Origin of the sequence: Sphingomonas swuensis, assembly GCF_039538045.1 — a bacterium.
GTDB classification, from domain to species: domain Bacteria; phylum Pseudomonadota; class Alphaproteobacteria; order Sphingomonadales; family Sphingomonadaceae; genus Sphingomicrobium; species Sphingomicrobium swuense.
Genome location: NZ_BAABBQ010000001.1, coordinates 1,036,365 through 1,053,959, shown reverse-complemented (window position 1 = coordinate 1,053,959; position 17,595 = coordinate 1,036,365). Strand labels below are relative to the sequence as shown.

Genomic DNA, 17,595 nt, shown 5'->3' with positions numbered 1-17,595 from the left:
GGCGTGACCAGCCTGAACCGTGATCCTGTGTTCCGCGCGCTGACCAGGCCACAGATGTTCGCGGGCGTCACCTACAACTATTTCGTCATCAACGCCGCGGTGACGACCGAGGCCTTTCTCATCACCGGCTCCTTCCTCGCGCTTCCCATCGCGCTGCTGGTGCATGGCATCGGCTACGTCGCCTGCCTGCGCGAACCGAGGGTTTTCGACCTGTGGCTGACCAAGGTCAGCAAATGCCCGCGGGTCGCCAACTGGAAGAAGTGGGGTTGCAACAGCTACGCGCCATGACCTCACGGCAACCCACCACCAAAGGCCTCGCCGGCTGGGCTCGCAAGGAGCAGCGTGCCGGCGACCGCCTGCCCTACCGACGGCTCCTCGACGAGCGCACCGTCGAGCTTCGCGACGGCTCGCTGATGCGCTGCCTGCACGTGCCGGGAATGGCGTTCGAGACCGCCGACGCGGACGAGCTCAACCATGCGCAGGGCGTCCGCGAAATGCTCCTGCGGAGCACGCTCGACGCGCGCTTCATCCTCTATCGGCACATCATTCGCCGGCCGATCTCGACCTCGCTGTCGGCAATCGAGGGTCCTGCCTTCGCCCGTCACCTCGACGAGGAGTGGCGCGCCCGGCTGGGTGGCCGGCAGCTGTTCGTCAACGACCAGTTCCTGACCATCATCAGGCGCCCTGCCCGCGGCAAGACCGGCTGGCCCGAGCGGATCGCGCGCAAGCTGTCGCGCAAGCGGCTCGCCGCGGAACATGATCCCAAGGCGCTTCGCGACCTCGATGCCGCGGCGACCGCGCTCGTCGCGGGGCTCGCCGACTATGGCGCGCGGGTGCTCGGCGGCTACGAGGGCCCGGGCGGACGCTGCTCGGAACCGTGCGAGCTGCTGTCGGCGCTGTTCAACGGTGAACTGCGCCCGGTGCTCGCGCCCGATCCGCAGATCGACCTTGGCCATCACCTCCCTTATTCGCGAGTCAGTTTCGGGCTTGACGCCTTCGAGCGGCGCGGTCCGTCCGGACGCGGCTTCGCCGGAACGCTGTCGATCAAGGAATATCCCGGCACCACCCGTCCCGGAATGATCGACGGGCTGCTGCGCCTGCCGCTCGCGCTCATCCTGACGGAAAGCTTCGCGCCGGCCGACCGGCAGATCGCCAAAGAGCGCATGGACCTCGCGATCCGGCGGCTGAGATCGACCGACGAGGAAGCCACCACCGAGCGCCGCGAGATGCTCGGCGCCAAGGACGCGCTTGCCGCCGGCCATTCCGCCTTCGGCGACCATCATCTGTCGCTCAGCCTGATGGTCGGCGACCTCGCGACACTCGACGAAGCGGTCGCCGAAGCTGGCGCGGCGCTTGCCGACCTCGGCGCCATCGCGGTCCGCGAGGACGTCAACCTCGAGCCCTCCTTCTGGGCGCAGTTCCCGGGGAACGAGGAGTTCATCGTTCGGCGGGCGCTCCTAAGCAGCGCCAATGCCGCGAGCTTCCTCTCGCTCCACGGCTTCCCGCTCGGCCGCGCGGACGGCAACCATTGGGGCGAGGCGGCGGCGCTGTTCGAAACCACGAGCGCCACGCCCTACCACTTCAACTTCCACGAGAACGACCTCGGCAACTTCACCGTCATCGGGCCGTCCGGGTCGGGCAAGACGGTTGTCCTGAATTTCCTCGCCGCGCAGGCCCAGCGCTTCGCGCCGCGCACCGTCATCTTCGACAAGGATCGCGGTGCCGAAATCTTCGTGCGCGCCATGGACGGCCATTACGCACGGCTGTCCGCCGGCCAGGCGACCGGCTTCAACCCTCTCCATCTGCCCGACACGCCGACCAACCGCGCCTTCCTTCGCGAGTGGCTGGGCGTGCTGCTCCAGGTCGCCTCGGGGCAGGAGCTGCGGATCATCGCGGAAGCGGTGGACGCCTGCTTCGAGCATGATCCGGCCTTCCGCCGACTGCGTCACTTCCGCGAACTCCTCGCCGGCAACAGCCGTCCCGAAGAGGGCGACCTCGTCTCGCGGCTGGGACCGTGGGTCGGGTCGGGCGAGCATGCCTGGCTGTTCGACAATGCCGAGGACGAGCTCGATCTCAGCCGCACGCTCGTCGGCTTCGACATGACGGCGCTGCTCGACAACCCGCGCCTGCGCACGCCGACGATGCTCTACCTGTTCCACCGGATCGACGAGCGGCTGAGCGGTGAGCCCGCGCTGATCCTGATCGACGAGGGCTGGAAGGCGCTCGACGACCCGGTCTTCACCGGTCGGATTCGCGACTGGCTGAAGACCCTCCGGAAGCGCAATGCGCTGGTCGGATTCGGCACCCAGTCGGCGCGCGACGCGCTCGAGAGCAGCATCAGCTCGGCGATCGTCGAGCAGACCGCGACCGGCATCTTCATGCCCAATGCCAAGGCCCGGGCGGAGGATTATTGCACCGGCTTCGGACTCTCGGAGCATGAGCTCGAGCTGATCCGTGCGCTGCCCGTGCAAAGCCGCTGCTTCCTCGTCCGTCATGCCAACCACTCTGTCGTGGTCCGGCTCGACCTGTCGGGGATGCCGGAAGTGTTGACCGTGCTTTCGGGGCGCGAAGCGAGCGTTCGCCGCCTCGACGGACTGCGCGAGATCTACGGCGACCATCCCGCCGCCTGGTACCCGCATCTCACCGGATCGCGCTGGCCGCTCGGGCCGGACGACGACGGAATGCCGTGGCTGGAAGCGGCCGAATGAGCGGCTGCCCGCCCATCGCGCCGTCGGCGACGTCGGGCATCGCGGAGGTGCTCCGCTCGGTCGACTGTGTTTCCGCCGAAGCGGCGGCCGGCGCGTTCGGGCGCCTGTTCGGCCCCGACGGGCGGCTCGGCGTGGCGCTGACCCTGATGCTGACGCTGTACATCGGCCTGCTCGCGGTGAACCTCCTCACCGGGCGTTCGCGGATCGGCCTCAGCATGCTGACCCCGCGGATGATGATGCTCGGGCTGGTCCTGACCTTCGCGACGAGCTGGGTCGCCTACCAGAGCGTCGTCTGGACCCTGCTGACGGGCGCGCCGGACCAGATCGCCTCCATCGTGACCGATCAGCCGGGCTCCGCCACCGCGGCCTTCGCGGCCCGGCTCGACACCCTCTTCACGGCGGTCGCCGATGCGGCCGAGGTGGCAGCCACGCCCGCCCCGGTGTCGGCGGTGAACGGGATCACTCCGGCGCCGCCCCAGGCCGCCGGCTGGACCGCCGCCGACGTTCTGTGGATGGCCGCGATGCTCCTGCTGCTCGGCACCGTCGGCGTGCTGCTGGTCGCCCGGATCGCGCTTGCCGCGCTGCTCGCCGTCGGCCCGGTGTTCATCGTCTTCGCCCTGTTCCGAGGCACGCACGGGCTGTTCGTCGGCTGGCTCAAGGGAGCGGTGATGTTCGCGCTGGTGCCGCTATTCACGGTGCTGATCGGCGGCGCCGCGCTGGTGCTCCTTGCGCCGGTCGTGGCGGAGCTCGCGGGCGGCGCCATCACCATGCGGGCCGCGGTCGCGATGTTCCTCGGAGCGTCGGTCTACGTCGCGTTGATGGTGCTGGTGCTCAAGGTGTCGAGCACCATCGTCGCCGGCTGGCGGATCGGTGGCGGCAGCAATGCCGCCGAGGGCGGGCGCGGCGCGGCCGGAAGCAGTGCCGCAGCCGCTGCCCTTGCCGCTTCCACCGACGTCGCACCGGCGGCGGAGCGGAGCGGCTCCTCGGGCTCCGCGCCCGTGTCCGACCGGGTTCGCGCAATCGTCAGCGCGACCCACGTCGCCGCCAACGATGCGGGCACTCCGCCTACCGCATCCGACCGCCGCGGCCCGATCCTCGCCGCCGCCACCCGCGGCCAGGGCGTGGAACCCGCTTCCTCGCGAGCACCGACGGTCGACCGCCGCGTGCAAGGTGTCGGCACGCGCTTCCGCTCTCCTCCCCCTGCCAAGCTGTCCAACCGAAAGCCCGTCCCATGAAGTCGTTCCACCTCTCGCTCCTCCCGCTGCTGCTGATCGCCGGAACGGCCTCGGCGCAGCCGGACACGCGGGTTCGCTCGGTGATGTACACGCCCGATCAGGTCGTTCGCTTCGCCGCCAAGCCGGGCTACCAGAGCTCGATCCGGTTCGGCGCCGATGAGCGGATCGAGAATGTCGCGGTAGGCGACAGCGCGGCCTGGCAGGTGACGCCGAACAAGCGCGGCAACTACCTCTTCATCAAGCCGCTGATCGCCGGCGCGCGAAGCAACCTCATGGTCATCACCGACCAGCGCACCTATCTGTTCGACCTTGAGGCGACCCGCGGCACGCAGCCGGTCTACACGCTGAGCTTCGACTATCCCGACTTCCCCGCTCCGGGTTCCATCCAGCCTCCGCCCGCGCCGCCATCGCCGTTGCCAGGAGCCACGCTCGCGAGCGTGGCGCCGGCCCCGCCACCGGTGCTGAACTTCGCGTGGAAGGCCGAAGGAGCCAAGTCGCTCCGTCCCGCCCGATTGTTCGACGACAGCAAGGCGGTCTATCTCAGCTGGCCCGAGACGTCGCCGCTCCCGGCGGTCCTGGTTCCCGGCCCCGACGGGACCGAGGGCCCGGTCGACTACCGGATGGAAAATGGCTTCATCGTGATCGCCGGCCTTCCGCGCCGGATCATCCTTCGCCGCGGCAAGGAATCGGCGATCGTGCAATCGACCGGCAACCGGCTGACCATGGTCAAGACCGCCACCACGGAGGCTCGTGATGGGCGTCGTTGAGACCCGCACCGGCGTCCGCGCTGAGGACATCCGGCCGGTCGGGATGAGCGGCCAGCTCGTCCCCTTCGATCCGCGCCGCGACCTCGACGAAGGCACGCTGATCGAGGCCAGCCGGCTCGCCTATCCGGCGGTCGCCATGCCGCCCTCGCGCAAGGAAGGCATGGCGATGGCGGTCGGCGGAGGCGCCGCGGTGCTGCTCGGCCTCGCCACCTTCCTCGGGATGAGCAGCAGCCGCGACATCCAGCAGGCGCCGGTCACCCGCACCGCACCTGCCGCTGCATCCCAGAACGGGCCGCTTCCCATCGTGCCGCCACCGACCGCCGAGCAGCTTGCCGCGATGAACGGGGCCGCGCAGCCTGCCGGGGGATCGCTGGTCTTCAGCTCGCCGCAGCAGCCCTATGTGTCGAGCATGCCGTTGACCTCGCCCGGACCGGTGGCGAGCGGAACGCCCCTCGCCGACCGCCTGCGCTCGCCGACCCTGATGTTCGACGAGTCGGGCCCGGTGCTCGGCACGGGTGCCGCCGCGGCACCCACCGCCGCCCTCGCGGGACCGGCAACGAACGGACGCCCGGCCGGCGGCGACGAATTCTCGGCCCGTGCCGATGCCTCGGCCGCCGACACGGCGACCGCTCGCCCGATGGCCAGTCCGGCATCGACCGTCAGTCAGGGCACGCTGATCCCGGCCGTGCTCGAGACCGCCATCAACAGCGATCTTCCCGGCTTTGTCCGCGCGGTGGTGAGCCAGGACGTCCGCAGTTTCGATGGAAGCCGGGTGCTGATCCCGCGTTCGTCGCGCCTCATCGGCCAGTATAAGAGCGGCCTCGCCTCGGGTCAGACCCGTGCCTACGTCCTCTGGTCGCGGCTGATCCGTCCCGACGGCGTGTCGGTCGCGATCGCCTCGCCCGGGACCGACGAGGCCGGACAGAGCGGTCTTGCCGGCGAGGTCGACAGCCACTTCTTCAAGCGCTTCGGATCGGCCCTGCTGCTGTCGGTGGTCGGCGCGGCGAGCGCGATCGGCACCGGCGGAGCGTCGGTTCTCGCCTCGGGCGGCGGGATCGGCGCGGCGGGCGTCGCCGCGCAGCAGAGCGGGGGCATCTCGCCCACGGTCAAGGTGCGCCAGGGCCAGCCGATCCGCGTATTCACCGCTCGCGACCTCGATTTCTCGCGGGTCTCGTCATCGTGAGTTCCCCGCTCGCCGTCGTCGAGCCGGAGGTCCCTTCTCCCTCCGCCGACGGCGGCGTCTACCTCAACGCCTACCTTCGCCCGTTCCGCAAGTGGCTGGAGCAGGACGATGTCTCCGAGGTCATCGTCAATACCTCGGGCGAGGTGTGGATCGAGCAAGCCGGCAACATGCACCTCCGGCGGGTCGCGGCGCCCGAAGTCGACGACGTCCTCGTCCGGCGCCTAGCCGAGCAGGTCGCGCGTTCCACCCACCAGGGCATCAGCCGCCAGCGCCCGCTCCTCTCCGCGACTCTGCCCGATGGTGCGCGAGTCCAGTTCATCGCACCGCCCGCGACACGTCGCGGCTGGGCGATGGCGATCCGCCGGCACCGGCTCGTCGATCTTCCGCTCTCGGCCTATGCCGCTGTGCCGGGCGCCGGCGCGACGCTTGCCGACAGCGTCGAGCCCGCCGCCGATCCGATCGAATATCTCCGCCAGGCGGTGCTTCAGAAGCGCACCATCCTCGTCAGCGGCGGCACTTCGTCGGGCAAGACCACTTTCCTCAACGCACTCCTTCGCGAGGTGCCGGTCGAGGAACGGGTGATCCTGATCGAGGACACGCCCGAGATTCGGCTCCACAGCCCGGCAAGCCTCGGACTGGTCGCGGTCAAGGGCGAGCTTGGCGAGGCGCAGGTCACCACCGACGATCTCCTCCAGGCCACGCTTCGCCTGAGGCCGGACCGGATCGTCCTCGGCGAGCTGAGGGGCACCGAGGCGATCAGCTTCCTGCGGGCGATCAACACCGGCCACCCCGGCTCGTTCAGCACCATCCACGCCAACACCCCGCTCGGCGCGCTCGAGCAGCTCGGGCTGATGGTGATGCACGCCGGGCTCGGCCTCACCCGCAAGGACACGCTGGCCTACGCCCGCTCGGTCATCGATCTGGTGGTCCAGCTCGATCGACGCAGCGGCACCCGCGGCATCTCCGAAATTCTCGACCTCCGAGCGCTGCCGCCCGGCGACAGCCTCTCCTGATCTCACTGCTACAAAGGAACATGCACGATGGGCAGCTTCAGCCTCATTCACTGGCTCGTACTCGGCCTTGTCATCTTGCTGCTGTTCGGCGGCAATCGCTTCTCGACCATGATGGGTGACGTCGCCAAGGGCCTCAAGGGCTTTAAGCAGGGCATGGCCGACGACCCCGCCCCGCCGCCCTCGGCCGCCCTTTCCGATCGCGCAGCGGCGCCGCCGATCGCTCCCGACGCCGCCCACCGCGACACCGTCCAGCGCTGAGCCGGTGTTCGGCATCGACAGCAGCGAGCTGCTCGTCATCGCGGTCGCAGCGCTGATCTTCATCGGTCCAAAGGAGCTTCCCGGAACCCTCCGAACGCTTGGACGGGCGATCGCCAAGGTCCGCGCCCATATGCGTCACTTCACCGGCGGGCTTGAGACGATGATACGCGAAGCCGAGCTGGCCGAGATGGACGCCAAGTGGCGTGCCGAGATGGCCGCGGCCGAGCGGCCCGCCCCGAGGCCGCCCGCCAGCACCCCTGCGGCTGAGCCGGTGGTGACGGACCGGCCGGCGCCGTGATCCCCACCGCGTCCGGAAAGCTCGAGGCGTTCGAGCATCTGACCGAACTTCGCCAGCGCCTTCTGGTAAGCGTGGCGGTGCTGGTGGCCGCCTTCTTCGGCTGCTTCGCCATGGCCAAGCCGATCTTCGCCGTCCTGGTCCACCCTCTCCTCGCCGCAGGCGAGGGGCGCCTCATCTACACCGACGTGTTCGAGGCCTTCTTCGCGGAGGTCAGGGTCGCGCTCTTCGCCGCGCTGATGATCTGCTTTCCGCTGTTCGCGATGCAGGCGTGGCGGTTCGTCGCGCCGGGGCTCTACGCCACCGAGAAAAGGGCGCTTCTCCCCTTCCTCCTGCTCACCCCATTGTTCTTCGCGGGCGGCGCCTGTTTCGCTTACTTCCTCGCCATGCCCTGGGCGCTGCACTTCCTGCTGGGCTTCGAGGGCAACATCGGCGGCGTCCAGCGCGAAGCCCTTCCGGGGGTCGGCAACTATCTGTCCTTCGTGACCCGCTTCCTGTTCGGCTTCGGAGTCGCCTTCCTGCTCCCGCTGGTGCTGGTTCTCGCCCAGCGGATCGGGCTGGTGACCCGCGAACAGCTCGCCGCCAAGCGGCGCTATGCGATCGTCATCGCCTTCGCCATCTCCGCGGTGCTGACCCCTCCCGACGTCATCAGCCAGTTCATGCTCGCGGTGCCCCTGTGGCTCCTCTACGAGGGCGCGCTCCTGACGATGCGGCTGACCGGTCCGACCCGCCGCGAAGCCGCCGCCGCCGTGCCGCTCGGGGCCGGCTGAGCGATATCTCCTTCGCCAAGGCTTTCGACCGCCTCCGGAACAACTGACCTTTGGCTTCGTAGATGATTCGGGTGAACCGGCGGTGAGAGGATCCGCCAGCCGCTCGTGTGCGTGATCAATTCCGCTGCGAAGGCCGAGCCCGTGACCCCGTTCCTGCTACCGATCAGCCCCGGCACGACCCTGGACGTCCTGCGCTGCGAGCGGTGACAGTGCGTGGCTGAGACTTCCCCGCTTCAGGACCCGCGGACCGGATACATCTTCCGTCCGCACGAGCTGCCGCTCATTCCCGGCTCTCCCGCGACGCCCGACCACCCGGCATCGCGCCGGCTCGCCTATCTGCTGATCGGCGTCTTCCTCGGACTGGTCGGAGGCGCGCAGAACGGCTTCCTGCTGGCGAACACCCCGGCGCTGCAGGGCGAGATGGCGCTGACCCCGGTCGAGGCCGGCTGGCTGTCGGTCGCCTTCTATTCGACCTACGCCTGCATGAGCATGCTGCTGCTCCGGATGCGGCAGGAATATGGGATCCAGCCCTTCGTCCGCTACGCCATGGTCGGACTGGTCGCGGCCAACTTCGTCCAGTTGCTCGACCTCGGCTATGGGCCCGAGCTCGCGGCACGGGCCGTCGCGGGAATCGCCGCGAGCGGCCTGTCGGCGCTGTCGATCTATTATCTGATGCAGGGGTTGCCCCCGGCCAAGCGGATCGGCGGGATGGTGCTTGGGGTCGGCCTTTCGCAGGTCGCCTTCCCGCTTGCCCGGGCGATCTCGCCCGCACTCCTCGTCGACGGCGACATCGGCCACGCCTTCCAGCTACAGTTCGCGCTGTCGCTGCTGGCGCTTGGCGCGGTCACCATCTTCCGCCTTCCCCCGGGACAGCGCCGCGAGACGATCGAGTGGCTCGACCTGCCGAGCATCCTCCTGTTCGTGACGGGCGTGGTCGCGCTGGTGATCTTCCTCATCCAGGGTCGCATTCAGTGGTGGGACACGCCCTGGCTTGCGATCGCCCTCGCCGTGGCGGTGCTCGGCCTCGGCGGCTGCCTGCTGCTCGAGGCCAATCGCCGCAATCCGATGCTCCACGTCCGCTGGCTGTCGAGCCGCGGGATCCTCGCAATGGCGATCACCGGAGCGGCCGTCCGGGTGCTCGTCGCCGAACAGAGCTTCGGCGCGACCGGGCTGTTCTCCGCGCTCGGCTACGCCAACGAGCAGCTGACGGGCTATCATCTCGCGCTCGCCGGAGCCACGGTCGCCGGGGTCCTGCTGTCGCTGGTCCGGCTCGACCCCACAGACCTCAACCGCCCGATCCTGTTCGCGCTGCTGGTCATCGCGATCGCGGCCTTCGCCGACACGCGGACCGGCGTCATGTCGCGCCCATCCGACCTCACCTGGACCCAGGCCGCCATCTCCTTCGCTGCAGTCTATGCGATGGGTCCGGTGCTGATGGAGGGGATGATCCGGGCGCTGGTCGCGGGCCCGGGCCACATGGTCAGCTTCATCGCCATCTTCTCGCTGTCGCAGACGCTCGGCGGACTGGCGGGCACCGCGGCGCTCTCGGCGCTCCACACCATTCGCCTCAAGACCCACCTGGTCGACGCGGGCGCGACGCTGACCGCGACCAATCCGCAGCTCGCCGACGGCCTCCGCCAGGCCTCGAGGGCGCTTGCGCCGACCCTCTCCGATCCCGCGCTCCAGCAGGGAGCGGCCGCGGCGCAGGTCGCCCGAGAAGCGGGGCGCGAGGCCGCGGTGCTGGCCTTCAACGACGTCTTTTTCGTGATCGGGTGGCTTGCGGTGATCGCCTTCGTCGCCGTCCTCATTCCCTGGACGGTCAACCGGGTTCGCGGGCGCAATCCGCTCGGCAAGGAACTCGCCGCCCTCCAGTCCATGCTCGCCGGGAGTCGTTGATGAACAAGGAAGTGCTGCTTGATCGGGATAAAGGCGAGGCGGACGAAGCCCACGCCGCTCCCGCAAGCGAGGAGCGGGAACAGCCGCGCGACCCGGAATTCGACGACCCCGATGCAGGCAGCGCCAAGTCGACTTCCGGCGGCTGGTCGCCGGGCGTGTCGCGTTCGAAGATCGCCGCCGGCCTCCTGGTCATCCTTGCCGGCATCGTCGCGGCCTTCCTCGCCTGGGGCATCAATCCCTTCGACCGCGGCGAGGAGACCACCAACAATGCCTATGTCCGTGGGCAGACGACGGTCATCAGCCCGCAGGTCGCGGGTTATCTGATCGAGGTTCCGGTCCGCGACTTCGACCGCGTGCAAGCCGGCCAGCTGCTCGCTCGGATCGATCCCGCTCCTTTCCGCCAGCGTCTCCGCCAGGGCGAGGCCAACATCGCCGCGCAGCGCGCGACGCTAGCCAACAGTCAGCAGAGCCTTCGTTCGGGCGAGGCGCAGGCGCGGCTCCAGGATGCCGCCGTCGCGAGTGCGCGCGCCGGTCTCGAGAAGGCGCAGGCCGACATGCGCCGGATCGCCGAACTGGCGGGCGAAGGTTCGGTCTCGCTGCGCGAACGCGACCAGGCGCGGGCCGCGCTCAAGCAGGCGCAGGCCGCGGTCCAGCAGGCGCAGGCGCAGCGCGCGATCGCGGGCGAGCAGGTCCGCACGGTCGAGGTCGGGCGCGGCGCGCTCGAAGCGCAGGTCGAAGGTGCCGGCGTGGCGGCCGAACTGGCGCGAATCGATCTGTCGCGGACCGAGATCCGGGCGCCGCGCGCCGGACGATTGAGCGAGGTCTCGGCGCGCGTTGGCCAGCTCGTCTCGGCCGGGACGCAGCTCATGTACCTCGTCCCCGACGACCTGTGGATCACCGCCAACTTCAAGGAGACGCAGACCGCGCGAATGGCGGTCGGGCAGCGCGCGAGCCTGACGGTGGACGCGCTCGGCGGCGCCAAGCTGTCGGGCCGGGTCCAGAGCATCGCGCCGGCGGCCGGGACCGAGTTCAGCCTGATCAAACCCGACGCCGGAGCGGGCAACTTCGTCAAGGTGCCGCAGCGCATCGCGGTGCGCATCGTGCTCGACCGCGATCAGCCGCTCGCCGCCCGGCTCGGCCCGGGTATGTCGGTGGTCGCGACCGTCCACACCGGCAACGGCAATTGACCGGATGAGACGCCCCCTTCGCTGCGGTGCCGGCGTCCTCGCACTGCTCGCCGCGGCCGGCTGCGCGCCGTCGCTTCGCCCGCTTCCGGCCGCCTCGACCGTCAATCCGCCGCTCGAGTGGCGGACGCAGCTTCCCGGCACCGCGGCAATCGAGCCGCGCTGGTGGGACGCATTCGGCGATCCCGCTCTCTCCGCCCTGGTCGAAGCCGCCCGCGCCAGCAACAATGACGTGCTGCTCGCCGCCGCCCGGATCGAGGAAGCCCGCGGGACCGAAGCCGCGTCGCGCTCGCTGCTCTTCCCGACGGTCGAAGCCGGGGTCAATGCGGCGGCTCGGCGCGAGGTGTCGCCGTTCGGCAAGGGCCAGGAATCGGTCGTCGCCCAGCCGCTTGCTCGGGTCTCCTACGAGCTCGACCTGTTCGGTCGCAATCGGGCCGGGATCGATGCTGCCCGCGCCGGGACCGCCGCAAGCGAAGCCGCGCGCGAGGCGACCCTGCTCAGCGTCAGCGCCGCCACCGCGAGCGGCTACGTCACCCTGCTCGCGCTCGACGAGCGGCTGGCGACGCTCCGACGCACGCTTGCGGTGCTCGAGCAGTCGGTCCGCTTTGCAAGGCGCAGAGCGGAAGTCGGCTACACCTCGCAGCTCGAGTGGCGCCAGGCGCAGGCCGAATATCAGGGCGCGGCCCAGTCGATCCCGCAAGTCGAGGCGCAGATCGCGCGACAGGAAAATGCGCTGTCGGTGCTCACCGGCCATTTGCCGCGGGCAATCCGTCGCGGCGGGACCCTCGCAAGCCTCATCCGGCCCGCGACCCCCGCCATCGTCCCCGCCGAGCTGCTTCGGCGGCGACCGGACATCGCGGCGGCCGAATATCAGCTGGCGGCAAGCGACGCGCAGATGCGCGCCGCCCGAGCCCGCTTCATGCCGACCTTCGGGATCAGCGCGACGGCCGGTGCAGTCGCGTCCGACCTGTTGAGCAACCCGATCTCGGTCTGGTCGCTCGGCGGGAGCGTGTTGGCTCCGATCTTCGACGGCGGGCGATTGAGGGGCCAGCTCACCTCCGCCACCGCGCGCCGCGACCAGGCGGCCTTCGCCTATCGCGGCACCGTGCTGACCGCCTTCCGCGAGGTCGAGGACCGGCTTGCGACGCTGGCCCGGCTCGACGAGCAGAAGCGCTCGCTCGACGCGCAGCGGCTGGCGGTCGCCGATGCGCTGCGGCACGCCCGCAACCGCTACGACGCCGGCTACTCGCCCTACATCGAGCAGATCGATGCGCAGCGGCAGCTGCTTGGAGTGGACCTGTCGATGGTCCAGCTCCGCGCCGACCAGTTGAACGCGGTCATCGGACTCTACCAGGCGGTCGGGACCGCGCCGCCGACCGCCCGCTAGGCGACTGCGACTTCTGTGCCGCAATGGGGCACAGCCTGCGGAAAAATGAGCCGCAGTCAGAATCCTGTCATGGATTCCGGCCAGTTGCGCGGTTAGCAAACACTTACCGGGACAGCGCCGATCGCATCCATGCCGCCTCTGGGCGGAGGCGGCAGGTCGCTGTTGCATGTGCAGGGGAAGCGACTCAGTGGGTAAGACCTATTTCAAGCTGTCGGGTGGCAATTTCTTCCAGGACTGGAGCGACACGGGACAGATCGCGGCCGACAACAACTGGGCCGGCGTGCCGAGCATCGTCGGCTATCGCGGCGACGACCTGACCACCTCCACCGCGACCGACCCGCGGACGATCACCACCGACAGCACGGTCGTCAACGTCATCGCCAACCAGACCAGCACCGCCAACTCGAGCGGCGGCATCGCCGAGTTCCAGATCGCCAATCCGACGGTCGCGCTGCAGGGCTCGGGCACCGCCGATGCGCCCTATCTGGCGCTCTACCTCGATGCGACCGGGCGCGAGAACGTCGTCCTGACCTTCAACGCGCGCGACGTCGACGGTACCGTCGACAATGCCGCGCAGCCGATCGCCGTCCAGTATCGGATCGGCGACAGCGGTCCGTGGATCAACCTTCCGAACGGCTATGTCGCCGACGCCTCGACCGGGCCGAGCCTCGCCACCGCCGTCACTCCCTTCACCATCACCCTGCCGAGCGCGGCCAACAACCAGGCCGAGGTGCAGGTCCGGATCATGACCACCAACGCGGTGGGCAATGACGAGTGGATCGGGATCGACGACATCGGTGTCTCCAGCAGCGCCGCCGCCGCGGTCCAGCCGGGGCTCCTCGCCATCGCTGATGCCAGCATCGCGGAAGGCAATAGCGGGACCACCGAGCTGAGCTTCCTCGTCAGCCGCAGCGGCGGCAGCGACGGCGCGGTTTCGGCCAACTGGTCGGTCAACCTCAACGGCACCGCCTCGGCGGGCGACCTGTCGGGCGCGCTCAGCGGTACCGTCAACTTCGCCGCGGGCGAGACCAGCAAGCTCGTCAAGATCTCGGTGGTCGGCGACACGGTGGCCGAGCAGAACGAGACCTTCTCGGTGGTTCTGACCGGACCGACCGGTGGCGCGTCGCTCGGCAAGGCGAGCGCAATCGGGACCATCACCAACGACGACCTGGCGCCGGTCGCCAACGTCTTCATCAACGAGATCAACTACGACACCGCTGGTTCCGACGTCGGCGAGTTCATCGAGGTCGCGGGGCTTGCCGGGACCGATCTCAGCGGCTGGAAGCTGGTGCTCTACAACGGCAACGGCAACGGCAGCTATGCGACCATCAACCTGTCGGGCACCATTGCCGACAGCGCGAACGGCTTCGGAACGATCAGCGTCGCAACCCCGGGCATCCAGAACGGCGGTGACGGCGGATCGACCCAGCCCGACGGCATCGCGCTGGTCGACGCTTCGGGCCGTGTCGTCCAGTTCCTCAGCTACGAAGGCGTGATGACGGCGGTGAATGGCCCGGCGGCGGGCCTCACCTCGACCAGCATCGGCGTGTTCCAGGACGGCGCGCCGGTCGGGACCAGCCTCCAGCTGACCGGCACCGGGTCGAGCTACGGCGACTTCACCTGGTCGTTCAACGTCGACGACACGCCGGGCGCGGCGAACGTCGGGCAGTCCTTCCTCTCGGGCACCGACCAGGGCCAGATCCGGATCGGCGACGCCTATGTTGTCGAGGGCAACAGCGGGACGAGCGCGCTGACCTTCACCGTCACCCGCGCCGGCGGCTTTGCGAGCGAGGCCAGCGTCGCCTGGTCGCTCGACTTCGGCACCTCGGCGCAGGCGAGCGACCTCGCCCCGGGCACCGCGACCAGCGGCACCGTCACCTTCGCTGCAGGCGAGTTCACCAAGACCATCTCCATCCCCGTCGCCGGCGACACGGTCGGCGAGGACAATGAGGGCTTCACCGTCCGGCTCGGCGAGGCGACCGGTCATGCGAGGGTGGTCGACAACAGCGCCCTCGGCGTGATCCTCAACGATGATCCGGTCCCGAGGACGATCATGGCCATCCAGGGCGAGGGCCATGTCTCGGGCTATAATGGCCAACCGGTAATCACCACCGGCATCGTCACCGCGGTCGAGGCGAACGGCTTCTACCTCCAGGACCCGAATGGCGACGGCAACGCCCGCACCTCGGACGCCATCTTCATCAAGACCCCCGCGGCGCCGCAGGTCGCGCTTGGCGATTCGGTCAGCGTCACCGGCGTCGTCGGCGAATATAAGCCCAGCGCGACCGGCCTGTCGGTGACCCAGATCACCGGCTCGGCCTTCGCCATCCTCTCGTCCGGCAACGCGCTTCCGCAGGCGGTGCTGATCGGGACCGGCGGCATCCTGCCCCCGACCGAGTACATCGACAGCGACGGCCTGACCGTCTTCAACCCCGAGGTCGACGGGATCGACTTCTGGGAATCGCTCGAGGGCATGCGGGTCACCGTCGATGCGCCGGCGGTCGTGTCGAACATCAGCAGCTTCGGCGAGGTCGACATCGTCGCCTCGGGAGGAGCGGGCTCGACCGGTTTCAACGAACGCGGCGGGATCACCATCTCGGCCGGCGACTACAATCCCGAGAAGCTTCAGCTCGACCTCGCCGTCTCCCAACCGACGCTAAGCATCGGCGACCGCATCGACACCGTCACCGGCGTCATCAACTACAGCTTCGACCATTATGAGCTGGTCGCGACCGGGCCGGTCACCATCACCCGCGACGTTGCGCTCACCGACAACAACACCACGCTCAAGGGTGACGCCAACTTCGTCTCGGTCGCCACCTACAATCTCGAGAACCTCGACGCGTCGGACGGCAAGTACGACATCCTCGCCGCCGACATCATCTACAGCCTCAAGGCGCCCGACATCATCGCGGTCCAGGAAGTGCAGGACGCCGACGGGGCGGGCGGCGGCAGCGACCTGTCAGGCGTCGGCAACGTCCAGGGGCTGATCGACGCGATCATCGCCGCGGGCGGTCCGCGCTACACCTATGTCGAGATTGCGCCGACCACCGCCGGCTCGACCGGCGGCGAGCCGGGCGGCAACATCCGCAACGGCTATCTCTACCAGGACGACCGCGTCGATCTGGTCAGTGGCAGCCTCAACCTGCTCGCCGACCCGGCGTTCAACGGCTCGCGCAAGCCGCTGGCCGCGACCTGGGAATTCAACGGCCAGCAGTTCACCACCATCAACGTCCACTTCACCTCGCGGCTTGGCTCCGATCCGCTGTGGGGCGACGCGCAGCCGCCGCAGGATGGTGGCGACGCCAGCCGCACCGCCCAGGCCGCGGCGGTCGGCGACTATGTATTCGACATCCTGACCCAGGATTCGTCCAAGCAGTTCATGCTGCTCGGCGACTGGAACGGCTTCTACTTCGAGCAGGCGCAGCTTCAGCTGACCAAGGGCGGGGTGTTCACCAACCTCTCGACCCTGTTGCCCGAGGCCGAGCGCTACTCCTATATGTTCGACGGCAATTCGCAGCTGATCGACAACATGCTGGTGACCGGCGGGCTGTTCCAGAACGCCCGCTACGACGCAGTCCACATCAACGCCGAGTTCACCGGTTCGCGCCCGACCGACCACGATCCGCAAGTCGCGCTGCTGCGTCTCGCGATCACTCCGCACGACATCGTTCTGGCGGGAGGCAGCGTCGACGAAAACCTGCCGGCGGGCACGATTGTCGGGAAACTTACGGCGACCGACACGCCGGGAGATACGCTGACCTTCACCCTGATCGATGATGCCGACGGACGCTTCACCGTCGACGCCGAGGGCGTGGTCCGGACGACCCAGCCGCTGAACTTCGAGGCGGTTCCGAGCTTCGTCCTCAAGGCGCGGGTGACCGACGGTGCTGGCCTTACCTCGACCGGCGACGTCACCGTCACGGTGGGCGACGTCAACGAGGCCCCGAACGCGGCCGCCGACAGCATCGCCGTCAACGAGGATGCGACCAGTGGCAACCTCTGGTCGCAGCTGATCGGCAACGACAGCGATCCGGACGCGGGCGATGCGCTGACCATCTCGGCGGCCGGCACCGCCGGCACCTACGGCAGCCTGGTCTTCGACCCCGCCACCCAGACATTGCGCTATGTCGCCGACAACGACGCCTTCGACGCGCTCGCACCGGGGACGACCGCAACCGACAGCTTCAGCTATACGGTGACCGACAAGGGCGGACTGAGCAGCAAGGCGACCGTCAACGTCACCGTCACCGGGATCGATGACGGGATCGCGCTGGCGGGCGGCAACGGCAACGACCAGCTCGCCGGCACCGGCGGCGAGGACCGGTTGGCGGGCGAGAACGGCAACGACCGGCTGTTCGGGCTCGATGGCCACGATCGCCTCGATGGCGGCAGCGGCAACGACCAGCTGTACGGTGGGACCGGCAACGACCTGCTGATCGGCGGAAAGGGCGACGACAGCCTCGAGGGCGGCGCGGGACGCGACAGCTTCGTCTTCGCCGGCCAGTCGGGCAACGACGTCATCCGCGACTTCGACCTCGTCAACGACAAGCTCGTCTTCGAAGGCACCGGCATCCGCAACGCCCAGCAACTCGACGCCAATAGCGATGGCATCACCGACCTCAAGCTGGTGCTGACCGGCGGCGGTTCGGTCACCCTGCTCGGCATCGCCTCGCTCGACGGTGTCACGACCGAGAGCAGTGCCTTGTCCACCACGGGCTTCAAGGTCGCGACCTTCGACGAATTCGTCGGCCAGCACGGCTCGGGAGACTATTGGCTCCACGTCTGAGGTCGAGCGCACGCCAGGGAGGGGTCGCGATCGTTCGGTCGCGGCCCCTCTTCATGTTCCGGCAACGGCCTCGGCAAGCGCTCCAGATCGGTTGCACTTGCCCACTTAAC

General features: G+C 69.1%; 13 protein-coding genes. All 13 read left to right on the top strand.

Features of this window, described 5'->3' with window-relative positions; translation table 11 throughout:
- The first annotated feature begins 3 nt into the window (after window positions 1–3).
- The 13 genes from ABD727_RS05270 (at window position 4) to ABD727_RS05210 (ending at window position 17,485) form a co-directional block, all read left to right on the top strand.
- Window positions 4–288: a VirB3 family type IV secretion system protein gene (locus ABD727_RS05270; protein ID WP_344706332.1), complete on the top strand. Its 285-nt coding sequence runs from the start codon at window positions 4–6 to the stop codon at window positions 286–288.
- Window positions 285–2,708, top strand: coding sequence for a VirB4 family type IV secretion/conjugal transfer ATPase (locus ABD727_RS05265; RefSeq protein WP_344706331.1), 2,424 nt, complete (start codon window positions 285–287; stop codon window positions 2,706–2,708). The genes ABD727_RS05270 and ABD727_RS05265 overlap by 4 nt, the downstream gene beginning before the upstream one ends.
- The gene (locus ABD727_RS05260) at window positions 2,705–3,943 is read left to right on the top strand and encodes a TrbL/VirB6 family protein (protein ID WP_344706330.1); all 1,239 of its coding nucleotides are present in this window, start codon (window positions 2,705–2,707) and stop codon (window positions 3,941–3,943) included. The genes ABD727_RS05265 and ABD727_RS05260 overlap by 4 nt, the downstream gene beginning before the upstream one ends.
- Complete coding sequence (locus ABD727_RS05255) at window positions 3,940–4,710, top strand: TrbG/VirB9 family P-type conjugative transfer protein (protein ID WP_344706329.1); 771 nt, start codon at window positions 3,940–3,942, stop codon at window positions 4,708–4,710. The genes ABD727_RS05260 and ABD727_RS05255 overlap by 4 nt, the downstream gene beginning before the upstream one ends.
- Window positions 4,697–5,893 (top strand): TrbI/VirB10 family protein, encoded by a 1,197-nt coding sequence (locus tag ABD727_RS05250; protein ID WP_344706328.1) that lies wholly within the window; start codon window positions 4,697–4,699, stop codon window positions 5,891–5,893. The genes ABD727_RS05255 and ABD727_RS05250 overlap by 14 nt, the downstream gene beginning before the upstream one ends.
- The gene (gene virB11, locus ABD727_RS05245) at window positions 5,890–6,906 is read left to right on the top strand and encodes a P-type DNA transfer ATPase VirB11 (RefSeq protein WP_344706327.1); all 1,017 of its coding nucleotides are present in this window, start codon (window positions 5,890–5,892) and stop codon (window positions 6,904–6,906) included. The genes ABD727_RS05250 and virB11 overlap by 4 nt, the downstream gene beginning before the upstream one ends.
- Window positions 6,907–6,933: 27 nt before the next feature.
- Window positions 6,934–7,164, top strand: a complete 231-nt coding sequence (gene tatA, locus ABD727_RS05240) for a twin-arginine translocase TatA/TatE family subunit (RefSeq protein ID WP_344706326.1) — start codon at window positions 6,934–6,936, stop codon at window positions 7,162–7,164.
- A gap of 4 nt (window positions 7,165–7,168) precedes the next feature.
- A complete protein-coding gene (locus tag ABD727_RS05235) occupies window positions 7,169–7,462 on the top strand; it encodes a Sec-independent protein translocase subunit TatA/TatB (protein ID WP_344706325.1) in 294 nt (97 codons plus the stop codon).
- Complete coding sequence (tatC, locus tag ABD727_RS05230) at window positions 7,459–8,229, top strand: twin-arginine translocase subunit TatC (protein ID WP_344706324.1); 771 nt, start codon at window positions 7,459–7,461, stop codon at window positions 8,227–8,229. Before ABD727_RS05235 ends, tatC begins: the two co-directional genes overlap by 4 nt.
- 213 nt (window positions 8,230–8,442) lie before the next feature.
- Window positions 8,443–10,125, top strand: coding sequence for an efflux MFS transporter permease (locus ABD727_RS05225; RefSeq protein ID WP_344706323.1), 1,683 nt, complete (start codon window positions 8,443–8,445; stop codon window positions 10,123–10,125).
- Window positions 10,125–11,312 (top strand): HlyD family secretion protein, encoded by a 1,188-nt coding sequence (locus ABD727_RS05220; protein WP_344706322.1) that lies wholly within the window; start codon window positions 10,125–10,127, stop codon window positions 11,310–11,312. Before ABD727_RS05225 ends, ABD727_RS05220 begins: the two co-directional genes overlap by 1 nt.
- A 4-nt stretch (window positions 11,313–11,316) precedes the next feature.
- A complete protein-coding gene (locus tag ABD727_RS05215) occupies window positions 11,317–12,696 on the top strand; it encodes an efflux transporter outer membrane subunit (RefSeq protein ID WP_344706321.1) in 1,380 nt (459 codons plus the stop codon).
- 187 nt (window positions 12,697–12,883) lie between these two features.
- Window positions 12,884–17,485, top strand: a complete 4,602-nt coding sequence (locus ABD727_RS05210; RefSeq protein ID WP_344706320.1) for a Calx-beta domain-containing protein — start codon at window positions 12,884–12,886, stop codon at window positions 17,483–17,485.
- The last annotated feature ends 110 nt before the right edge of the window (window positions 17,486–17,595 follow it).

What these genes read in the sequence shown, in the direction of transcription:
- ABD727_RS05265 (WP_344706331.1), top strand. Translation starts at nt 285, where the DNA reads ATGACCTCACGGCAACCCACCACCAAAGGCCTCGCCGGCTGGGCTCGC.
- ABD727_RS05260 (WP_344706330.1), top strand. Translation starts at nt 2,705, where the DNA reads ATGAGCGGCTGCCCGCCCATCGCGCCGTCGGCGACGTCGGGCATCGCG.
- ABD727_RS05255 (WP_344706329.1), top strand. Translation starts at nt 3,940, where the DNA reads ATGAAGTCGTTCCACCTCTCGCTCCTCCCGCTGCTGCTGATCGCCGGA.
- ABD727_RS05250 (WP_344706328.1), top strand. Translation starts at nt 4,697, where the DNA reads ATGGGCGTCGTTGAGACCCGCACCGGCGTCCGCGCTGAGGACATCCGG.
- tatA (WP_344706326.1), top strand. Translation starts at nt 6,934, where the DNA reads ATGGGCAGCTTCAGCCTCATTCACTGGCTCGTACTCGGCCTTGTCATC.
- ABD727_RS05220 (WP_344706322.1), top strand. Translation starts at nt 10,125, where the DNA reads ATGAACAAGGAAGTGCTGCTTGATCGGGATAAAGGCGAGGCGGACGAA.
- ABD727_RS05215 (WP_344706321.1), top strand. Translation starts at nt 11,317, where the DNA reads ATGAGACGCCCCCTTCGCTGCGGTGCCGGCGTCCTCGCACTGCTCGCC.